19 protein-coding genes are annotated in these 18,488 nt (G+C 55.4%); 4 read left to right on the forward strand and 15 right to left on the reverse strand.

Annotated features, from left to right (window positions below):
- Nucleotides 1–93: 93 nt before the first annotated feature.
- Complete coding sequence (locus Q1B21_RS04895; protein WP_299077365.1) at nt 94–555, forward strand: Lrp/AsnC family transcriptional regulator; 462 nt, start codon at nt 94–96, stop codon at nt 553–555.
- On the opposite strand, the gene Q1B21_RS04900 is transcribed toward Q1B21_RS04895, so the two are convergent.
- The gene (locus Q1B21_RS04900) at nt 556–1,458 is read right to left on the reverse strand and encodes a LysR family transcriptional regulator (protein WP_299886551.1); all 903 of its coding nucleotides are present in this window, start codon (nt 1,456–1,458) and stop codon (nt 556–558) included.
- Nucleotides 1,459–1,524: 66 nt separating this feature from the next.
- On the opposite strand from Q1B21_RS04900, the gene Q1B21_RS04905 reads away from it, so the two are divergent.
- Entirely contained in the window at nt 1,525–1,806 is a 282-nt protein-coding gene (locus tag Q1B21_RS04905) for a DUF1330 domain-containing protein (protein ID WP_299886554.1), read from the forward strand.
- Between the two features lie 76 nt (nt 1,807–1,882).
- Here Q1B21_RS04905 and rpsD read toward each other — a convergent pair whose 3' ends face one another.
- The 3 genes from rpsD to Q1B21_RS04920 all read right to left on the reverse strand — a co-directional run bounded on the left by rpsD (nt 1,883) and on the right by Q1B21_RS04920 (nt 3,614).
- Nucleotides 1,883–2,503 carry a 30S ribosomal protein S4 gene (gene rpsD, locus Q1B21_RS04910; RefSeq protein WP_120631987.1) on the reverse strand — a complete coding sequence of 207 codons (621 nt, stop codon included), beginning with the start codon at nt 2,501–2,503 and terminating at the stop codon, nt 1,883–1,885.
- A 260-nt stretch (nt 2,504–2,763) separates the two neighbouring features.
- On the reverse strand, nt 2,764–3,213 hold the full coding sequence (locus Q1B21_RS04915; RefSeq protein WP_299886558.1) for a hypothetical protein: 450 nt from the start codon (nt 3,211–3,213) through the stop codon (nt 2,764–2,766).
- Nucleotides 3,214–3,461: 248 nt separating this feature from the next.
- Nucleotides 3,462–3,614, reverse strand: coding sequence for a hypothetical protein (locus Q1B21_RS04920; RefSeq protein WP_299886561.1), 153 nt, complete (start codon nt 3,612–3,614; stop codon nt 3,462–3,464).
- Between the two features lie 297 nt (nt 3,615–3,911).
- Between Q1B21_RS04920 and Q1B21_RS04925 the strand changes: the two genes are divergently transcribed.
- On the forward strand, nt 3,912–4,115 hold the full coding sequence (locus Q1B21_RS04925) for a hypothetical protein (protein WP_299886565.1): 204 nt from the start codon (nt 3,912–3,914) through the stop codon (nt 4,113–4,115).
- Here the strand turns inward: Q1B21_RS04925 and Q1B21_RS04930 are convergent.
- The 8 genes from Q1B21_RS04930 to Q1B21_RS04965 all read right to left on the reverse strand — a co-directional run bounded on the left by Q1B21_RS04930 (nt 4,088) and on the right by Q1B21_RS04965 (nt 11,374).
- Nucleotides 4,088–4,744, reverse strand: coding sequence for a class II aldolase/adducin family protein (locus Q1B21_RS04930; protein WP_299886568.1), 657 nt, complete (start codon nt 4,742–4,744; stop codon nt 4,088–4,090). The two genes, Q1B21_RS04925 and Q1B21_RS04930, sit on opposite strands and share 28 nt — an antisense overlap.
- Before the next feature lie 429 nt (nt 4,745–5,173).
- The gene (gene uxuA / locus Q1B21_RS04935; protein ID WP_299886570.1) at nt 5,174–6,370 is read right to left on the reverse strand and encodes a mannonate dehydratase; all 1,197 of its coding nucleotides are present in this window, start codon (nt 6,368–6,370) and stop codon (nt 5,174–5,176) included.
- A gap of 31 nt (nt 6,371–6,401) precedes the next feature.
- Nucleotides 6,402–7,319 (reverse strand): sugar kinase, encoded by a 918-nt coding sequence (locus Q1B21_RS04940; protein ID WP_299886572.1) that lies wholly within the window; start codon nt 7,317–7,319, stop codon nt 6,402–6,404.
- Between the two features lie 5 nt (nt 7,320–7,324).
- A complete protein-coding gene (locus Q1B21_RS04945) occupies nt 7,325–7,636 on the reverse strand; it encodes a cupin domain-containing protein (RefSeq protein WP_299886574.1) in 312 nt (103 codons plus the stop codon).
- An 18-nt stretch (nt 7,637–7,654) separates the two neighbouring features.
- Nucleotides 7,655–8,398, reverse strand: a complete 744-nt coding sequence (locus tag Q1B21_RS04950) for an SDR family NAD(P)-dependent oxidoreductase (RefSeq protein ID WP_299886577.1) — start codon at nt 8,396–8,398, stop codon at nt 7,655–7,657.
- Between the two features lie 97 nt (nt 8,399–8,495).
- Nucleotides 8,496–9,806 (reverse strand): TRAP transporter large permease, encoded by a 1,311-nt coding sequence (locus Q1B21_RS04955; RefSeq protein WP_299886581.1) that lies wholly within the window; start codon nt 9,804–9,806, stop codon nt 8,496–8,498.
- Nucleotides 9,803–10,297, reverse strand: coding sequence for a TRAP transporter small permease (locus tag Q1B21_RS04960; protein ID WP_299077390.1), 495 nt, complete (start codon nt 10,295–10,297; stop codon nt 9,803–9,805). Before Q1B21_RS04960 ends, Q1B21_RS04955 begins: the two co-directional genes overlap by 4 nt.
- Before the next feature lie 93 nt (nt 10,298–10,390).
- Complete coding sequence (locus tag Q1B21_RS04965; protein WP_299886583.1) at nt 10,391–11,374, reverse strand: TRAP transporter substrate-binding protein; 984 nt, start codon at nt 11,372–11,374, stop codon at nt 10,391–10,393.
- 340 nt (nt 11,375–11,714) lie between these two features.
- On the opposite strand from Q1B21_RS04965, the gene Q1B21_RS04970 reads away from it, so the two are divergent.
- Nucleotides 11,715–12,395, forward strand: coding sequence for a GntR family transcriptional regulator (locus tag Q1B21_RS04970; RefSeq protein WP_299886585.1), 681 nt, complete (start codon nt 11,715–11,717; stop codon nt 12,393–12,395).
- Nucleotides 12,396–13,069: 674 nt separating this feature from the next.
- On the opposite strand, the gene Q1B21_RS04975 is transcribed toward Q1B21_RS04970, so the two are convergent.
- The 3 genes from Q1B21_RS04975 to nirB are packed head-to-tail and all read right to left on the reverse strand — an operon-like array spanning nt 13,070 to nt 18,485.
- The gene (locus Q1B21_RS04975) at nt 13,070–15,721 is read right to left on the reverse strand and encodes a nitrate reductase (protein WP_299886587.1); all 2,652 of its coding nucleotides are present in this window, start codon (nt 15,719–15,721) and stop codon (nt 13,070–13,072) included.
- Entirely contained in the window at nt 15,721–16,053 is a 333-nt protein-coding gene (nirD, locus tag Q1B21_RS04980; RefSeq protein WP_298933969.1) for a nitrite reductase small subunit NirD, read from the reverse strand. The genes Q1B21_RS04975 and nirD overlap by 1 nt, the downstream gene beginning before the upstream one ends.
- Nucleotides 16,050–18,485 carry a nitrite reductase large subunit NirB gene (gene nirB / locus Q1B21_RS04985; protein ID WP_299886591.1) on the reverse strand — a complete coding sequence of 812 codons (2,436 nt, stop codon included), beginning with the start codon at nt 18,483–18,485 and terminating at the stop codon, nt 16,050–16,052. Before nirB ends, nirD begins: the two co-directional genes overlap by 4 nt.
- Nucleotides 18,486–18,488: the final 3 nt, after the last annotated feature.

Genomic DNA, 18,488 nt, shown 5'->3' on the forward strand with positions numbered 1-18,488 from the left:
TCCTTACTGTAGAACCAATATGATTGGCTTTAATCGCAGAAACTTCGTCAGTTTCTGCGTATACGTTTGAAATTTTGTGTCGTATGATCAGATATGACTTCAAAATTAGATCATATTGACACACGCATCCTTCGAGAGCTGCAAAAGGAAGCAACACTGTCGCAACGAGAATTGGCTGATCGGGTCGGCCTGTCTCAAAATGCGTGCTGGCGTCGCCTGAAGGCCCTGAATGATGACGGGGTGTTGCTGGGATCAAATGCGCGGATCGCGCGCGAGAAACTTGGGTTGACCCTTGTGGTCTTTGTAATGCTGCGAACACGACACCATTCAGCCGACTGGCTGCAAGCGTTCCGCAGTCATGTACTGACGATCCCCGAGGTCGTGGATTTTCATCGGATCGGTGGAGATTACGACTATCAACTGAAAGTGGTGACGCAGGACATGGCCAGCTACGACAAGGTCTATCAACGACTGATCGAAAAAGTCGAACTGGACAGCGTGACGTCGTATTTTGCAATGGAAGCCATCGCTGAAAATCGGCCCCTGCCGATCTGATCACTTCAGAAATAACGACCGCAGCTTGCGAAAATGAGGCACGGCAATCGATCGGAAGGCTTCAAGTTTGGCAGAGGGCCAGACATCAGGATGTGCCACCACCCAGATATCGGCGTAGGGCTGAGGCGGCACACCCGGGATCTGCACCAAACCCGGCAGCGACCGACCCAAAAACATCGGCATCCTGACAGCGCCCAATCCAGCCTGCGCCGCGGCGGACAATGCGACCATATCGTCAAATCGCATTCGAATTCGCGATCCTGGAAGAGATTGACGTACGGTAGCCGGCAGTTCCGAATACCTCTCATACACTAGCCAATCGACGACACCCTCCGGCTCCGCTTTGATACGTTCCACCCAGGCTTGGGTCGCGAAGCTGGCAGTGTGCTGCCCGGTCAGGCGCAACCCTTTAAGGCTGTCGCCAGGATTGCGGCTGATACGGATGGCAATATCAGCCTCTCGCCGGTTCAGGTCCAGCATCTCATTGTCAGCCCGTACTTTCAGGTCGATCGCCGGATGTTTCCTGTTAAATGCATCCAGTACCGGGGCCAGAACATGACCGATCAACAGCTGCGGAGCGGTCAGGGTCATAGCCCCCTCAAGCCGAGTGTCCTGCCCTGAAAGCCCGCGGCGCATTGCAAGTTCTGCGCTTTCCATATGTGCCGCGTGCTCGGCCACCGTCAGTCCAGCTTCCGTTGGGCGATATCCATCAGCCAGACGCTCGAACAGAGCTTGGCCAACGACCGCTTCGACCCGCGCGATCCGCCGCGCAACGGTGGTATAGTTTACCCCAAGCCGGTCAGAGGCCGACGACAACGAGCGTGCGCGCACGACTTCCAATACCGCTCGATAATCATCCCAATGCGCCAACATGATATGCGTTTTCGCATATCTAAGATGCATTTACACGCGTTTTTGCTTGAGCGCGCTGCGCCTAACTTGGTTCAGCACAACCAAGGAGCTGAGAATATGATCTACGCATTTGCGAAATTGACGGTAAAGGACCCTGGCGCGCTGGCGGCGTATCGCGAAAAAGCTGGCGCTGCGCTAGCACAACATGGTGGCAAGGTCGAAACAGCTACAGCTGAACCGACGCCACTGGATGGGACCCCGGATTTGCCGGACGTCGCAGCACTATTGTCTTTTCCAGACCGGGACGCCGCGCTTGGTTGGATCAACGATCCCGAACTGACTGAAATCCATGCCTTGCGCCGCAGCATTGGTGCATCAGATATCACTCTGCTGGGCTGACGCGGATTCGTGCTCGAAAAAAGAAAGAGCCGCGCTCGAAGGCGCGGCTCTGAACTCAGATGTGGTTCGGCGAAGATTAGTTCTTCGCGTAGAATTCAACGACCAGGTTCGGTTCCATGACAACCGGATACGGCACGTCACCCAGGCCCGGCGCGCGGACGAAAGTTGCGGTCATTTTCGAATGGTCGGCATCGATGTAGTCAGGCACGTCACGCTCGGCCAGAGCAGCGGCTTCCAGAACAACAGCCAGTTGCTTGGACTTGTCCCGCACTTCGATCACGTCGCCTTCTTTGACACGGTAGCTGGGGATGTTGACCCGCTTGCCGTTTACTTTGACGTGGCCGTGGTTCACGAACTGACGAGCCGCAAACACGGTCGCAACGAATTTGGCGCGGTAAACGACAGCGTCCAGACGGCGCTCCAACAGGCCGATCAGGTTTTCACCAGTGTCACCCTTCACACGCTCGGCTTCGCCGTAGATGCGGCGGAATTGCTTTTCAGTCAGGTCGCCATAGTAGCCTTTCAGCTTCTGCTTGGCGCGCAACTGAATGCCGAAATCTGACAGTTTGCCCTTGCGGCGCTGGCCATGCTGGCCGGGTCCGTATTCGCGACGGTTGACTGGGGATTTCGGGCGACCCCAGATGTTTTCACCCATCCGGCGGTCAATTTTGTGCTTGGCAGACGTGCGTTTGGTCACGGCTGATCTCCTTCGTTTTGATCGAAGCCCGAATGGGCAACTATGAAGGGCGTTGTCCTCTTGAGGTTTCCCTCATGACAGGCATCCCCTTGCGAGGGCCACCAACACCAATGAAGCGGCGCTTATATCCGCAGTAACAGCAGAGTCAACAGGCCTAGCGGCGCAGTCGCAAAAATATCTAGAAAACCAAGGGGCCTGTTGTCATAGCGAATTCCAGCGACCCAAATGCGGGGGCCAATTCCGAAGACATTTTTGTTCGGCTAGGCTTGGGATGGGAAAGAGATTACAGCGGATCCGCCTATCTTGTCTGCATATTGCGTCAGGGGCTGCTCGGTCACTTCGCTGATCCAGAACTCCTGATCGCGTGGGGGGCATCCATGTTCGAAAACCAAAGTCGGGTAGATGTTGTCGTCATCAACAACAATATCCGCATCAAAGCTCTGAGCACCGTTGGTCAAAACTATTGTTCCACTGACGTGACCCGGCACTTGTCTGACCGTTGGGAAACGACTGCCCATTCGAGACGCAGCGCCACCAGCATACCCGGTCTGTTCGAGCTTGTGTTCCACAGCTTCACTCAGCACCATAGCTTGACCGCGCCAGGACCATGCCGCCCCAACAGCCAAATAGGCCAGAGGTGCAGCCTCAAGCCCATCAATATCCGTTTGCTTCCACGAAATAGCTACGCGACCGTTGAACCCGGTTCTCATCTGCCCACTCACACCTTTCAACATACTACCACTTACGCACGCCCCCTTATCAGTCGAGACTCCGGCGGAAAAGAGACGCAATTGCAGCAATCGCGAGAATGTTACATTTCTCAAACACTGATGTGGAACTGGCGAGGCTTGGCCGGCCTCATGTATCGTACGCCTCACACCCCAAACCGGGCCGATACGTGGCGAAAGCGAACGCAGCGCTTGTATTGGGCGGGTTGGTTTTGATTGGCCAAGCCTTTTCAAGCTCTTGCCGAGGACCATTGGCCAAAAACAATAACCTCATCGACAAACTGATTGATGAAGAACGCATCGTAGAGATCAACCAACAGGCAAACCGGTTCAGCCACAAGGCTCATTCCTGCGCCCCATTTCCGCCAAAAGCGCCACGCCATAGGCCGCCGCGCCTACTGTGCGGATGGTTTGTAACAGCGGTGTGCCAAGCGCGCTGAGTTCGTGGTTTTGCGCCGATACTTGCGTCTTTGTGCAGCAAAAGACGCCTGCTCGGGGCGAGGAGACAAAGAGGGGGCGATCATCATCACTTGCTACGGCTTGCGCAATCCTTTGATCCAAAAGAGCAAATTTATGGGCCAACGGGTCATCGAGAAGCTCATCGGCTCCGACATCAACGAGGGCCGGCAAGGCGGTGTGATTTCCGCATCCAGTTTCGTTGGAGGCAGTGGAAGCGCAGTGTGCACCGCATTTGCAGCGCACACTTCGTCAACAATGTCTCTGGCGACGATCAAGCCGCGATTGTCACGGGCGATGACCTTGATGTCGGGTGTGAGCACACCCATGACGGAGCGCGCGAGATTGGCACCTTTTATTCCGCCACCCATGACGAATACATCAATGTCGTCGGGCTTCGCTACTCCTCTGTGGCCTGTGGGCCATAGCTGGAGAACGACTCTGCAGTCTTCTCTATGTCTGCTTCGCTTAGGACATGCGGCGTGCCTAAAAGGAGGCTGTGATAATACTGGCTGGCCAATTGTTCCAATTCACCGGCCAACCACATCGCGCGGGCCATGTTCGGTCCAGTTACGACCATACCGTGATTTGCCATCAGGCAACCGGCACTGCCATTCATTGCCTCCAGAACCATCTTCGACAGATCATCTGTACCAAATGTTGTGTAGTCAGAGCATTTGATTTCAGTGGTACCGAAGGCTGCAATCATATAGTGGACCGCCGGAATAGGCTTGCGTAGGATCGACAAGATGGTAGCGAATGGAGCGTGGGTGTGCACGACCGCGCCAGCATCTTCGCGCGAAGCAAGGATGCCGCGGTGAAAACGCCATTCAGTCGAGGGCCTGCATGGCCCGTCCCACGCGCCTGTCTCGTCATCGATGGCAATTTTGGCAACTTGGTCGGGCGACATTTGCGCGCTGGGAATACCTGAAGGCGTGATCAACATGTGATCTCCGCAACGGGCCGAGACGTTGCCTGATGCGCCTCTGTTCATCCCTTCCAGGCTCAATTCCTGATAGGCGGCAACGACTTCGGCCCGGATTTCGGTCTCATTCATATGCTAGGCTCCACAAAAGTTGTTCAAAGGATTTCCCGTGATGTAGCTTACATCCTCGGCAAGAACTTGGGCAGCGTATAGTGCGGCCCGTGCCGAGGCGCTCGCGATCTAAGGGGTCACTGTCACGTTATCGATTAGAAGCAATGACCAAACGGGCGCGTGGATTCGACAGAGAATGTCTCGCGCATATGATCGGGCCCATGTCGGTCACAAGCCGCGCTTGCTCAGCGACAACAGCCCCGACTAAGTCTCGGGCGATCTGGCTAAATGGTTGCAGGGCAAAGGCATGAAACACACGCGCTGCGCGCCCTACATGATTGTGGTGCGACATTCAGGCTTTCCATCAAATCAGGCAATTGGTCTTATCTGTCCGGAAGGGCAGACGCTCGCCAATAACCTGCGAATTTAGGCACTAAACCCAAATAAGGTCTAACTACAGCCATGTATAACGCCGCGCAGTTCAGCGAGGCCGCGCATCCTGCCTACTAATGGATAACCAGGCTGTGACGGACGTGTGAGATCGCTCAGTAGGGCGTGGCCGTGGTCCGGTCGCATGGGGATCTCATAATCTGACCGTCCCTGATTTCGGCGCCGTTGCTCCTCGGCCAACAAGGCGCGGATTGTTGCAACCATATCGGTGTCTCCGGCCAGATGTTCAGACTCGGAAAAACTGTGGCAATTGTTGTCGCTTGGACCGTCGCGCATAGTATTGCGAAGATGTACAAAGTGGATGCGATGGCCAAGCTGAGCAATGAAAGCCACAGGGTCGAACTCTGTATCAACACCCAATGAACCGGTGCATAGAGTTACCCCATTTGCTGGGCGGTCGACCGCATCCAACACGGTGACGTAATCACTTTGCGACGACATGACCCTAGGCAGCCCAAGCAAAGGAAACGGCGGGTCATCGGGGTGGCAACATAACCGGATGCCGAGGTCTTCAGCCGTCGGGATTACCTCGGACAGGAAATCAACCAGATTGGACCGGAGCATTTCAGGTGTCACACCGATATATGCGTCGAGGTTACGTTTCACGTCCGCAAGAGACCAATTGTCGTTCGCCCCTGGCAAACCAGCGACGATATTGTTCGACAACTTCAGGCGATCTCCGTCGCCCAGATTTACAAACCGGGCCTGTGCAGCTTCTACGATCTCGGTTGAATAGTCTTGCTCTGCGCCTTTCCTGCATAGGATGAAACAATCGAATACGATAAAATCCAAGAGATCAAATCGCATCGCGTGCCCACCATGTGGAAGCGCATAGCTTAGGTCTGTCCGCGTCCAATCCAGTACAGGCATGAAGTTATAGCAGACCGTGTAAATGCCGCACTCGGCCAAATTGCAAAGCGTTTCCTTGTAGGTTTCAAGGTGATGGCTAACCGGTCCGGTTTGCGATTTAATTGCTTCAGACACCGGCACGCTTTCAACGACATCCCAAGTCAACCCAGATGGAACGCCTCCGGGCTTTTCTATCTGTTGCTGCCGCTCTTTGATGTGCTCGACGGACCAAACCTCTCCTGTCGGAATATGGTGCAAGGCTGAGACGATTCCGGTTGCGCCGGTTTGCCTGATTTCGCCAATCGAAATAGCATCGGAAGGGCCAAACCACCGCCAGGTCTGTTTCATGGTCTTGCTCTTTGATCATACGGGGTCACCATCATGCCTCATCTTTCCCAAAATTTACACTGACAGGAACGAGCGCGCCTTTGTGTCGGACGACATGGCTTGCAAGGCGACATCCTCGACGTATCCCGGCACTTAAATCATCGTGCCTTAAAACGCTTGCCAATACGCCAGCATTAAAACTGTCCCCTGCCGCAGTGGTATCGACAACGCCTGTTACTGGATCAACGTCCACCACCCCGCGTTGACCATCTTTCTGAAAGACCACTGGCTGAGCGCTGTTTTTGACGACAATCTGATCCACCCCAATCTCAGCATATCGGTTCAGCGTTGCAATTGAATCGCGATCCCCGAACCACTCGGCTTCATCATCGTATGATGGCAGAACGATATCAGATTGTGACGCAGCCATCATAATCGTGTCTGTCATTTCTTGCGGCGTAGACCAAAGCCGCGGTCTCAGGTTCGTGTCGAAGGCAACAGTCATTCCGTGCGCTCGAGCATGACGCAATGCACCAAACAGCTTTTCGCGTGATGGTTGATCGAGAATGGCGAGGGTTATTCCAGACAAGTAGATTAAGTCTGCGTCGCCAATTGCCCGTCCAAGTCCAATCTCGTCGACCGCGAGTTGTCTGGCTGCGGAGTCGCTGCGCCAATAGGAAAAACTGCGCTCACCATTGGTGAGATGGATCATATATAGCCCAACTGTTTTGCCTGCGATGACCTGGACGTGCGTATCGCAAATCCGACTGTCCTTTATAAACGTCCGCATATCCTGCGAAATCGCATCGTCTCCGACAGCGGTCAGATAACTGACGTCGATATCTGATGCGACCTGTGCAAGATACCACGCCGTGTTGAAGGTATCGCCCGCAAAACCAAGCTTGAACTCACCGCCCCGATCAGACGGGGCAAGTTCTGCCATGCACTCCCCGATTGCCAAGAAACGCATGTCAGTTACAGAAAATCGTCGCGACGGGGTGTGAAGCTGTCGACCAATGTACCGGGCTCCAGGCATATGCAGCCATGGGTTTGGCCTGACGGGATGACAAAGCTGTCACCGGGGCCAAACTCTTGTTCGCGTTCACCAAGTGTGAAACGAAATCGTCCACTCTCGACATAGGTCGCCTGAACATGCGGATGGCTGTGAAGGGCACCAATCGCCCCGGCCGCCTGAAACCGGAAGGCGACAACCATGATCTCCGAATGATCAGAAAGGACCTGCCGCGTGACATGCTCACCGGTGGAGACGATCGGGAAATGGGACACAGGTTCTCTCCTTTTCTATTAGGAAAATAGCATGCCACCGTTGAGATCAATATTTGCGCCCGTGATGAAAGCACTGTCCTCGCAGGCCAGGAATAGAACCAGGTTCGCTGCATCATCCACATGACCTTGACGCTTTAGCGGCGCGTTGGCTTCAAAGCCGCGACGACCTGCGTCAGGCGTGTGAACGTTGTGAAAATCGGTGTCGATCATACCAGGGCAAAGCGCATTTACGCGAATGTCGGGGCCGACTTCCTTTGCCAATCCGCGCGTCATGGTCATGACCGCGCCTTTGGCAGTGGCATAGGCGACGGCGCCCGGCCCACCACCATCGCGCCCGGCTTGACTGGCGAGATTCACAATGGTTCCTGACGTCATCCTGGCCAGGCAGGCCTGCGTCATCAGGAATGTACTGGTCAGATTCAGACTCATCACGGCGTCCCAATGCTCGACGGACATTTCCGCAATTGTTTTGCGAGCAATCAGACCGCCCGCGTTGTTGACCAGAATGTCGACGCCTCCAAAGACTTTGACGGTGCGATACACCAGCGCGTCAACATCCGCTCTCTTGTTCAGGTCTCCTTGCAAGGCGATCGCCTTACCGCCATTGGCTTCGATTGCAGCGACGGTTTCGTCCGCGCCATTCGAGCTGGAAAAGTAGTTAATCGCAACATTTGCGCCTTCAGAGGCGAGCTTGAGTGCAACGGCGCGACCAATATCACGGCCTCCCCCGGTCACGATGGCGGTTTTACCTGCAAGTTTCATCTTGGTCCTTCCTGTAGCGAAGCGCCCAGCTTCGCATTTGTCATTGGTTTAAGTTGGCTGCCTTCGGAATGCGCTCATAGCGCAAAGGGAGGAGCCACTAACGGAATGCCCCCGGCATAAGTGCCTTTGGGAGCCACAGAATGATTTCGGGAAATGCCGCCAGCAGAATGAGAATGACCAGCATTGGGGCAAGGATGAGCACAACCTCTTTCAGGACTTGCACAACGTTTAGGCCGCCGATCGCTGCAGAGATTAGCAAACACAAGCCGTAGGGCGGCGTCACGAGCCCGAAAGCAAGCGAGACGATACCGATGATGGCGAAGGCGATTGGATCAACCCCACCCGCTTGGGCCACAGGCATCAGAACCGTGCCAAGAATGATGATCGTCGGGATTGCGTCGATGAACAGGCCAAAGAGGAGAAACAGCAGGGCAATCAACAGTGCTGTTCCAAAAGCGCCGAACTCCCACGCGGTCAAGACGCCGACGATAAGACGCGGCGCATCGTAGAAGGACAGTAGCCAGCCGAATGCCGACGCGGTGCCGATTGCAAACAGCGAAATGGCTGCAAATCGCGCCGTGTCATAGAGGATGAAGCCCAAGTCTTTGGGTGTGACGGTCCGATAGACAAACATGCCCAAGATCAGCGCATATCCCGCTGCGATGATTGCGCTTTCAGTTGGTGTGACGAGCCCACCTACGATCCCCCCAATCACAAAAACCGGCGTCAAAAGGGCCAGCGCGGCCCCCTTCCACGCGGCCCAAAACTCACCCCAGTTCGGCGTCGCCGTCACCGGGTAGTTGCGGGCTTTTGCAAAGCCATAGACCGTAGCCATCAAGGCGAGGCCGATCATCAGACCCGGAATTGCACCACCCAGAAACAACGCGCCAACAGAGACCTGCATGACACCGCCCCAGACGATCATCAGGATCGACGGCGGGATGATGACCCCCATCACAGAAGAGCACGCGGTAATGGCCACGGCAAACCGTGTATCGTATCCCTCTTTCTGCATGGCAGGGATCAGGATTTTTCCGATACCTGCCGCATCTGCTGTGGAAGATCCGGAGATACCTGCAAACAGCATCGACACAGCGACATTCACATGGCCCAATCCGCCGGGCATCCAACCGGTCAGCACACGGGCCAGTTCGATCAGCCGGTCGGTTACCTTGCCGGAATTCATCAGGTTGGCTGCCAGTAAAAAAAATGGAACGGCCAACAGGATGAAGGAGTTATAGGATTGGAACATCCGATCCAGCACAATGAACGGCGTCAGCCGCAATTCAAGCAGTACAACCGGAAGAGTCGCCAACCCCAATGCGAATGCCACTGGGATGCGGATAAAAATCAGCACCAGAAAGCCAGCAATGAGCATCGTGGCGGCAGTTGCAGTATCGAGGATCATGCCTGGTTGCTCTCTCGGTCAAGATACTGAGCGACGGCTTCGGACAGCCGGTAACCCGACAAGAGAAACCAAAACCCTCCGGCAATCGGGACCGAGATGTGAGTAATCGCAAGATTGGCGCGCATCATTACGGACCGCTGGTTGCCCCCAAATTCGGTGTATTCGATGCCATAAAACAGGAAGAAAGCCCCAAAAATCATGATGGCAACGTGTACAATGCCGTCTTGAAGCAAACGTGGCAGCGGTCTCATCGCATTCCGGGTGATCCGAACGTCGAAATGCGTGCCGTCCCAGACAGCAACAATCGACCCGATCATCACGATCCAGACGAACAGGAACGTCGCCAGCTCTTCGGTCCAAAGGTAAGTTGGGATCAAACCGGTGTAGCGAGAAACAACTTGCATCGCGACCGGGATGGCGAGTGTGCCCATCATCACACCAAGCAATATGCGAAGCCCAGCGCAGAACTTATCCAGATATTTTCCAAGCATGTTCCGCCCTACTCCGCAATGTGACGCGTCAAGCGCATCTGAAATTATGCCGACAGGCGAGCTTGATGACTCACCCGCCCGTCAGCTGGGAGATTACATTCCGCGAACGTTGTTGAGCAGTTCTGTAGCGCCCAGCTCTTCAGCATAGGCGTCTTGGACCGGCTGAACCAATTCCAGCATTTTCTCGCGGCCCTCGAACTCGTGCACTTCGATCTGACCTGCGTCGATCATCGCCTGAAGCTTTTCACCGTCCTGACCGCTCTCTAGCGCGCGACCGAATGCACCGGCTTCAGCGCCAGCTTCCATGATAGCTGCCTGCAGGTCCGCTGGCAGTTCATCGAAGATTTTCGCTGACATCACAATTGGGCGTACAGTGATCGTGTGCTGGGTCAATGAAACATGCGGCGCGACTTCGTAGAACTTCAGGTTCTGGATCGAGGCCGCTTCATTTTCGAACCCGGCAATAACGCCTGTTTGGATTGCGTTATAGACTTCGTTGTAGGCGATGGCAGATGGTGCCGCACCAACAGCTGAGAAAGTCTGCGCTTGAATCGGCGCCCCCATGACGCGCATACGGTGTCCTGCAAGCTCTTCCATGTTTGTGATGGGCTCGGCAGAAGCGAGATTGCGTACTCCACCACCGTGATACCCGACGATCACAATGCCCGCGGCTTCACGCAGATCATCCTCAAGAGGTTTCAGTGCATCCGATGAAAGCACGGCATCCCAGTGTTCAAGATCGCGGAACAGGAAAGGCATATCCATCAATGGAATGGACTCTGAAAAGACGGCCATGTTGGACGGGGCCAGGATCGTGTAATCTACCGCGACACCTTGGTTGAGGTAGGTTACATAGTCGGATTCGACCCCAAGCTCACCATTCAGCCGAAGATCAAACTCGACCTCACCATCGTAATTCTCGGCGACCAACCGTTCAAACTCGCGCAGTGTCTTGGTGAACGCATGCTCTTCATCAAACATGCTTGCGCCGCGCAGCGTGACATCAGCCTGCGCGGTCGAAATCCCGCTTAGCAAAACAGCCGTCGCAGCCATCGTCTTAAGTGAAAAATTGAACATTATATCCTCCCAGATCAAGTTCAGGTCTTGTTTTCTTCCAGTCGTCTCTGACTGGCGATCGTGTTCGAAACCTTGCAAGCGGCCATGCCAGATCAGTCTTCGCCCAAATCTGGATGATCTGATGCCCTCCCAGCTAGCACGATTGCTCCGCCCTCGTTCATGGGCATACACAACACGAAAACTGGGATACTAGTCAACATAAATTCCGTAGAATTTTTCAAGTCAGTTAGAATTCACCATATAAAACAGTAAACGTTATGTCTCCTAGTATCCTAATTTACTCTGTTATTTCTCTCATTTATCTGCCAAACTGGTGCTAAGCAGAGGTTGGAAAAAACAAATGGCAGCATTGGGAACCCTTGAGCGCACGACGAGTAGCGATGTCGTCTTTGACGAACTGTTTGGACAGATTACCCGGCTGGAGTTGCTTCCAGGGACAAAGATATCCGAAGCGGATGTCGCGAAATCATTCGGATTTTCACGTCAACCTGTGCGAGAGGCTTTCACACGGCTTGCCAACCTCAATCTTCTTTTGGTTCGACCCCAACGGGCAACAGTTGTTCGGCCGTTCTCAAGGCAGTTAATCGCAAATGCCCGCTTTGTGCGGTCAGCGGTCGAGTTGGAAGTCATTCGTGCTGCGGCGTCAGATCGCGACAAGTCGGTAGATACAGCGTTAAAAGCCAACCTACGTGAGCAGGCCACTTCAATCTCATCAGAAGATGTCAGTTTGTTCCATGATCTGGACTACCAGTTTCACAAACTACTTTGCGCTTCGGCCAAACAAGCGTTCGCGTTTGAAATCATAGCCGAGAATAAGGCGCAGGTTGATCGCCTTTGCATGCTGGCGTTGACCAGCAAAGAAGCAATGAGTGTTTTGTACCAAGATCATCAATCTCTTTTGCAGGCCCTATTCAGCGGGGATGCGCAAACAGCCGATCAAGTCCTTCGCACGCATCTTGACCGTTTGACACCGACGATCCAGGCGATTTACACGACCCACAACGCTTACTTTGATGAGTAGCAAACCTGTTTTAGGCGGCTTCTTTTGTGTCTTACTACTCTGCTGTTCAAAGTAGAAACCGGTTCTGCTTGAAACGATCTCTGGTTGAGCAAGTCGGCTCGGCTGCGCGTCGCCGGCGTCTCCGCTTCAAGCGGTCCAAAAGCCGTCATTGGCTCAGGTGCGAAGAAGGCCTGCAACTCCCTCAGCAACACAAGGGCAGCTCGATCATTCGGCCCTGACCGCAACATCCCAATCACATCTGGAGCGTCGATTGTATTCACACAAGCTGAGTAACAGACGTTCCTACAAGATGCTCACGGTGTTGGAGAGTACACATGCGAGGCTTTATCCGTGGCGGTCAAACAGAAGATGAACAAGGCAGATGTGCTGGATGCAATATACCGATTGCTCCCGCAGCGAGGAAAACCCGAATGCATTCGTTCGGAAAATCGCTCACCCAAGGAGCCACGAAGGCGTTTGTGTTGAATGCGAAGGCAAGCAAACTACTAGGTCATTGCATCTGCAAGCATATATGGCGGCGCCGCCAGCCCCCCGGAACGAATTTGGCAAGCCCGTCACTCGGTGCGACTGTCAAACATGACCGAAGCTCGCAACGAAGCGCCAATTCGCTGCGATTACTCCGGTGGCCACTTTCGGGCGCCCAACCTGTAGCAAGAGCAATCAGACCCTATGTTTTACTCTTGCGGGCAATGCTCCGACTCCTCGTGAAGTAGTTTCGAATGCTCAGTGACCAAATCAGCTATCTCTGGCCGGCAAGAACCGCAGTTCGTTCCAGCCTGAAGAGCATCTCCGATATCGTTCACACTGATCAAACGCTTGTCGTGAATAGCGCGGATGATGGTTCTTAGCCCGACCCCGAAACACGAACAGACGATTGGTCCGCAGTCTTCCGAAGCCGCAGATGAACGGCCGGACAGAATCTGCTGGGGTGCGACCTCGGGCAAGGTTGCCAAGTAGTCCCGCATCAGTGTGATAGGTTTTCGGGATACGAAGAGCACCGCCAATATGCGCCGCCCCTCCGACAGCGCAATTCTGTACGATCCACTCTTTGAATCTTCTACAGAAGTTGCCACGGCATTGCGTAATCCGAACCACTCTCGGGCGGTGCTTTCCCAGTCGTCGATGACGTGTTTCCCGGCCAACTCCATCCTGTATCCTTTGGCCGCTCTGGTGGTTGCCCAATAGTCTGCCTTAGGCGAGGCAGCAGCAACTGAAACGGCAAAACCGTACCAAGCGGCATTCATACGTCGTACAGAAACTGGTGTTGCCTTACTTTCCGGCTGTCCGGAAATCGGATCGGTCACACTTGGAACAAGCGCGTCCACACGGGCTGCTGGGGACGTTTCGCCCGTCCAGTGAATAGGCGCAAATACCTGACCCGGGGCGATAGCTTCCGTGATGCGAAGCCGAAAGATGCCGCTTCCGACTGAACTGCTAATTTCGACCAAATCGGCAGTACCAAGACCCAGTCGATCAACGTCCTTCGGGTTAATCTCCACATAGGGCTCGGCAAGATGGGCCGATAGACGAGGCGACAAGCCAGACCGGGTCATAGTGTGCCACTGATCCCGATTCCGCCCTGTGTTCAATAGGAAAGGGTATCGTTCAGAAATTTCTGCCTCGGGTGGTCTGTGGGCGACAGGAACAAAACGCGCTTTGCCATCTGGATGGAAAAACTGCCCGTCGCCAAAGAAACGCCCGTCTTTAGTGCGCGATGTCGTCGGCCACCGTGTTGGGCTCAGCGCCTCATAGTCTTCGTCATCAATGTCTGAAAATCCTGCAATGTCGAAGTCCTTGCCAAACAACACGGCAAGGGAGGTCATGTTTGCGTATTCTCGAAAAATCTGCGCAGGAGACTCATAGCTGAAAGCCTTTGTCCATCCCATGCGGCGACCCACCTCGGCCAGGATATGCCAGTCCGCGCGCGCTTGTCCCGGGGGTGTCAGCACAGCGCGTTGTCTGCTGATCGTGCGGTCGGAATTGGTTACTGTACCGCTTTTTTCGCCCCAACCCGCAGCTGGCAGCAATACGTCTGCGATGCGAGCGGTGTCTGTCTGAGCAGTCAGGTCGCTTACAACTGTGAATGGGCAGTTTTTGATAGCAGCTTTCACTCTGTCTGCATCTGGCATGGTGACCGCTGGATTGGTGTGGATGACCCAAAGCGCTTTGATCTGGCCGCGTTCGACGGCGCGAAACAGATCAACTGCTTTGAACCCCGGCTTCTTTGGCATCTTGGGCGCCTTCCAGAAATCCCGGACGGCTGCACTGTGGGTTTCGTTTTCGATATCCAAATGGCAGGCGAGCATATTGGCCAAGCCGCCCACCTCTCGGCCGCCCATGGCGTTTGGCTGACCTGTGACTGAGAACGGCCCCATCCCTGCGTGCCCGATCCGACCGGTGGCTAAATGGCAATTCAGGATCGCGTTGACCTTGTCGGTTCCGCTTGAGGATTGGTTCACACCCTGACTAAAGATCGTAACAACCCGCTCGGTACCAATCCACAGATCGCAAAACGCCTCAATCTCATCAGGGCTAAGCCCCGTCTCATCGGGATCGTCAAGCTGTGCCAGCTCAAGGGTCTCAGAGAACCCAACGCTGCGATCTAAGAAATCCGCTGCCACATGCCCAGTTTGGTGAATTCTGGTTAGCAAGCGGTTGAACAGCGCCACGTCGCCGCCCGGCTGCAGTGCCAAATGCAGGTCGGCTTGATCGCAGCTAGCTGTTCGACGTGGGTCAACAACCACAATCTTTGTACCGCGCGCCTGACGCGCCGCAATGACCCGCTGATAGAGAACGGGATGACACCAAGCGAGGTTCGAGCCAACCAATACAACCAAATCCGCCTGGTCTAGATCCTCATAGGTTCCGGGCACTGTGTCCGTCCCGAAGGCGCGTTTGTGCCCGGCCACGGTTGAGGCCATACAAAGCCGCGAGTTGGTGTCGATATTCGCCGAACCCATGAAGCCTTTCATAAGCTTGTTGGCGACATAGTAATCCTCGGTCAGCAACTGGCCCGAGACGTAGAAGGCCACACTGTCCGACCCGTGCTCATCTATAGCGGCTGAGAACCGATCCGCGACCAGTTGCAACGCATTGTCCCAGCTGGTGTCCTGGCCAAAGGCGCGAGGAGTCAGCAATCGCTTTTCCAGCCCAATCGTTTCGCCCAACGCCAAGCCCTTCGAGCACAAGCGCCCGTAATTCGCCGGGTGGTCCGGATCACCGCGTACCGCCAACCCTCCGGCCCCATCGTGACACAACAGGACCCCGCAGCCGACACCGCAATAGGCACAAGTCGAGCGGACCTCAGGCAGGCCGGTTCCATCCATCAGGCCGCGCTCCGCCGGGTAACCGCACTATCGTCCAGCAGGATACGACCGTCTTCGAGACGCACTGGATAGGTGTTGATCCGACCTTCATCAGCGTCCTGCGCCTCACCCGTGTTCAGGTCAAAAACCCAGTTGTGCAGCGGGCAAGTGACCGACTGGCCATGCACGATACCTTCGGACAGAGGCCCGCCCTTGTGCGGGCAGCTATTGGTGGCGGCGTAGACTTCCGTCTCGGCGGTGCGGAAGACGGCGATACAACCTATATGGGTTTTCACCAGGCGCGCGCCACGCAACGGCACCTCGTCGATATGTCCGATGTCGATCCAGCTCATTCCGCGGCCTCCAGTGTGAAATCTGCGATCGGCCCGTAGGTCTGCGCCTTCTCCCGCACATGTTCGGCCCAGGGATCCTTGCGGTAGATACTTTGGGACAGCTCGAACCGGGCGACCAAGGCGTCGCGGTTTTGAAGATCATCGACGACCTGAGCTTTGACCCAGTCCATGCCGACCTTCCCTAGCCATTTATAAAGGCGGTCCAGATACTTACCGCCTTCTCGGTAAGCCTGGGTGACTGCCATCACGACTTCGATCGCTTCATCTTCTGTAGACACCTGGCATAGTGTTTCAGTCTCTTTCACATCCATACCCGCGGCCCCGCCGATGCTGATCTGGTAGCCGGAGTCGACACAGACCACGCCGATATCCTTGCAGGTCGCCTCGGCACAATTCCGGGGGCAGCCCGAGACAGCCAGCTTGAGTTTGTGCGGTGTCCAAGACCCCCAGAGAGTCTTCTCAAGTTTGATGCCGAGCCCCGTGCTGTCTTGGGTCCCAAACCTGCAATGATCAGTGCCAACGCAGGTTTTTACTGTGCGCAACCCCTTGGAATAGGCATGACCTGAGACCAACCCCGCCTTGTTTAGATCCGACCAGATTAAGGGCAGGTCCTCGCCCTTCACCCCCAACAAGTCGATACGTTGGCCACCGGTCACTTTGACTGTTGGCACGTCGTATTTGTCCGCCGCATCGGCAATCGCTCGCAACTCCTCGGGCGTGGTGATCCCGCCCCACATGCGTGGCACAACGCTGAATGTGCCATCCTTCTGTATGTTGGCGTGTTTGCGTTCGTTCACGAACCGGCTTTGCGGATCGTCCTGATACGCCAGAGGCCAATCTGCCAGCAGGTAATAGTTGATCGCCGGACGGCAGACGTGGCAGCCGTTGGGCGTGTTCCAGCCTAGTTCTTGCCAGACGGCGGCCTGACTCTTCAGCTCTTGGCCCTTGATCAGACGACGCACATCCTCATGCGTCAGATCGGTACAACCGCAGATCGACTGCGTGGTCGGCATCTCGAACCCGTCGCCCAGAGTGACCTGCAGCAATTGCTCGACCAGACCGGTGCACGTCCCGCAAGATGCGCTGGCCTTGGTGCTAGCACGCACTGCGCCCAGATCACCGGCACCCGCGCTTATCGCCTCTACAATATCGCCCTTGCATACGCCGTTGCAGCCGCAAATCTCCGCCTCAGGCGGCAATGCTGCAACGGCTGAGAGAGGGTCCGCAGTATCGCCCCCCTGATAGGCCGGGCCGAAGATCAGAGTCTCGCGCATTTCATCAATGTTGGTGCCGTCCTTGATCAGGCCGAAAAACCAACTGCCATCGGCGGTATCGCCATACATGACTGCGCCGATCAGACAGTCCTCTTCAATCACGAGTCGTTTGTAGACCCCGCGCGAAGGATCACGGAACACGATATCCTCGCGCCCCGGGCCATCGGCGAAATCGCCCGCGCTAAACAGGTCACAGCCGGTGACTTTCAACTTGGTCGATAGGCTTTTCTGGACGAAGGAAGCTTCCTCGTCCAAAATCGCCTGCCCCGCCACTTTTGCCTGATCATAAAGCGGCGCGACAAGGCCGAAGACCTCCCCATTATGCTCAACACATTCCCCGACGGCGTAGATGTCCGGGTCCGAGGTCAGCATCTGGTCATCGACATGGATACCGCGCCCGATGGCCAGACCAGTGTCCTGTGCCAGCGCCGTATTCGGGCGGATGCCCACAGCCATGACCAGCAGGTCACAGGGCAGCTCGGTTCCGTCATCCAGCAGCAGCGCGCGGACTTTTCCGCTCCGCCCAAGGATCTCCTTTGAGTTCGCCTGCAGGCAGATCTTAATGCCTTTGTCTTCCAGCGATTTCTTCAGCAGGTAGCCTGCGGCTTCGTCCAACTGGCGCTCCATCAAGTGGCCCATGATGTGCACTACGGTCACGTCAACACCGTGCGCGGCCATACCTGCCGCCGCCTCAAGCCCCAGCAGACCGCCGCCAATCACGACAACCTTGTTGTCGGGACCCATGTCCATCATTTGTTGGGTATCTTCCAGATCGCGATAAGCGATCACGCCCTCAAGATCGTGACCGGGCAGCGGGATGATGAAAGGATTCGACCCGGTCGCGACAACGAGTTTGTCATAGGGCACATGCCCGTTCGCGCCCTCTACCACTTTCATCTCGCGATCGATCTTTTCCACTTTCTCGCCAAAACGGCAGGCGATGCCGCGCTCGGCATACCAGGCGTCATCATGGGTGACGATCTCTTCATAGGACTTCTCACCCGACAGCACCGGACTCAGCATGATGCGGTTGTAGTTTCCGCGTGGCTCGGCGTTGAAAAGGGTGATATCGAACGCGTCAGGGGCAGAGTCGGTCAGGTGTTCTAACACCCTTCCCGAGGCCATGCCTGCACCTATGACAACAAGTCTTTGTTTCATGGT

The organism is uncultured Ruegeria sp., from assembly GCF_947504215.1.
Taxonomy (GTDB): Bacteria; Pseudomonadota; Alphaproteobacteria; order Rhodobacterales; family Rhodobacteraceae; genus Ruegeria.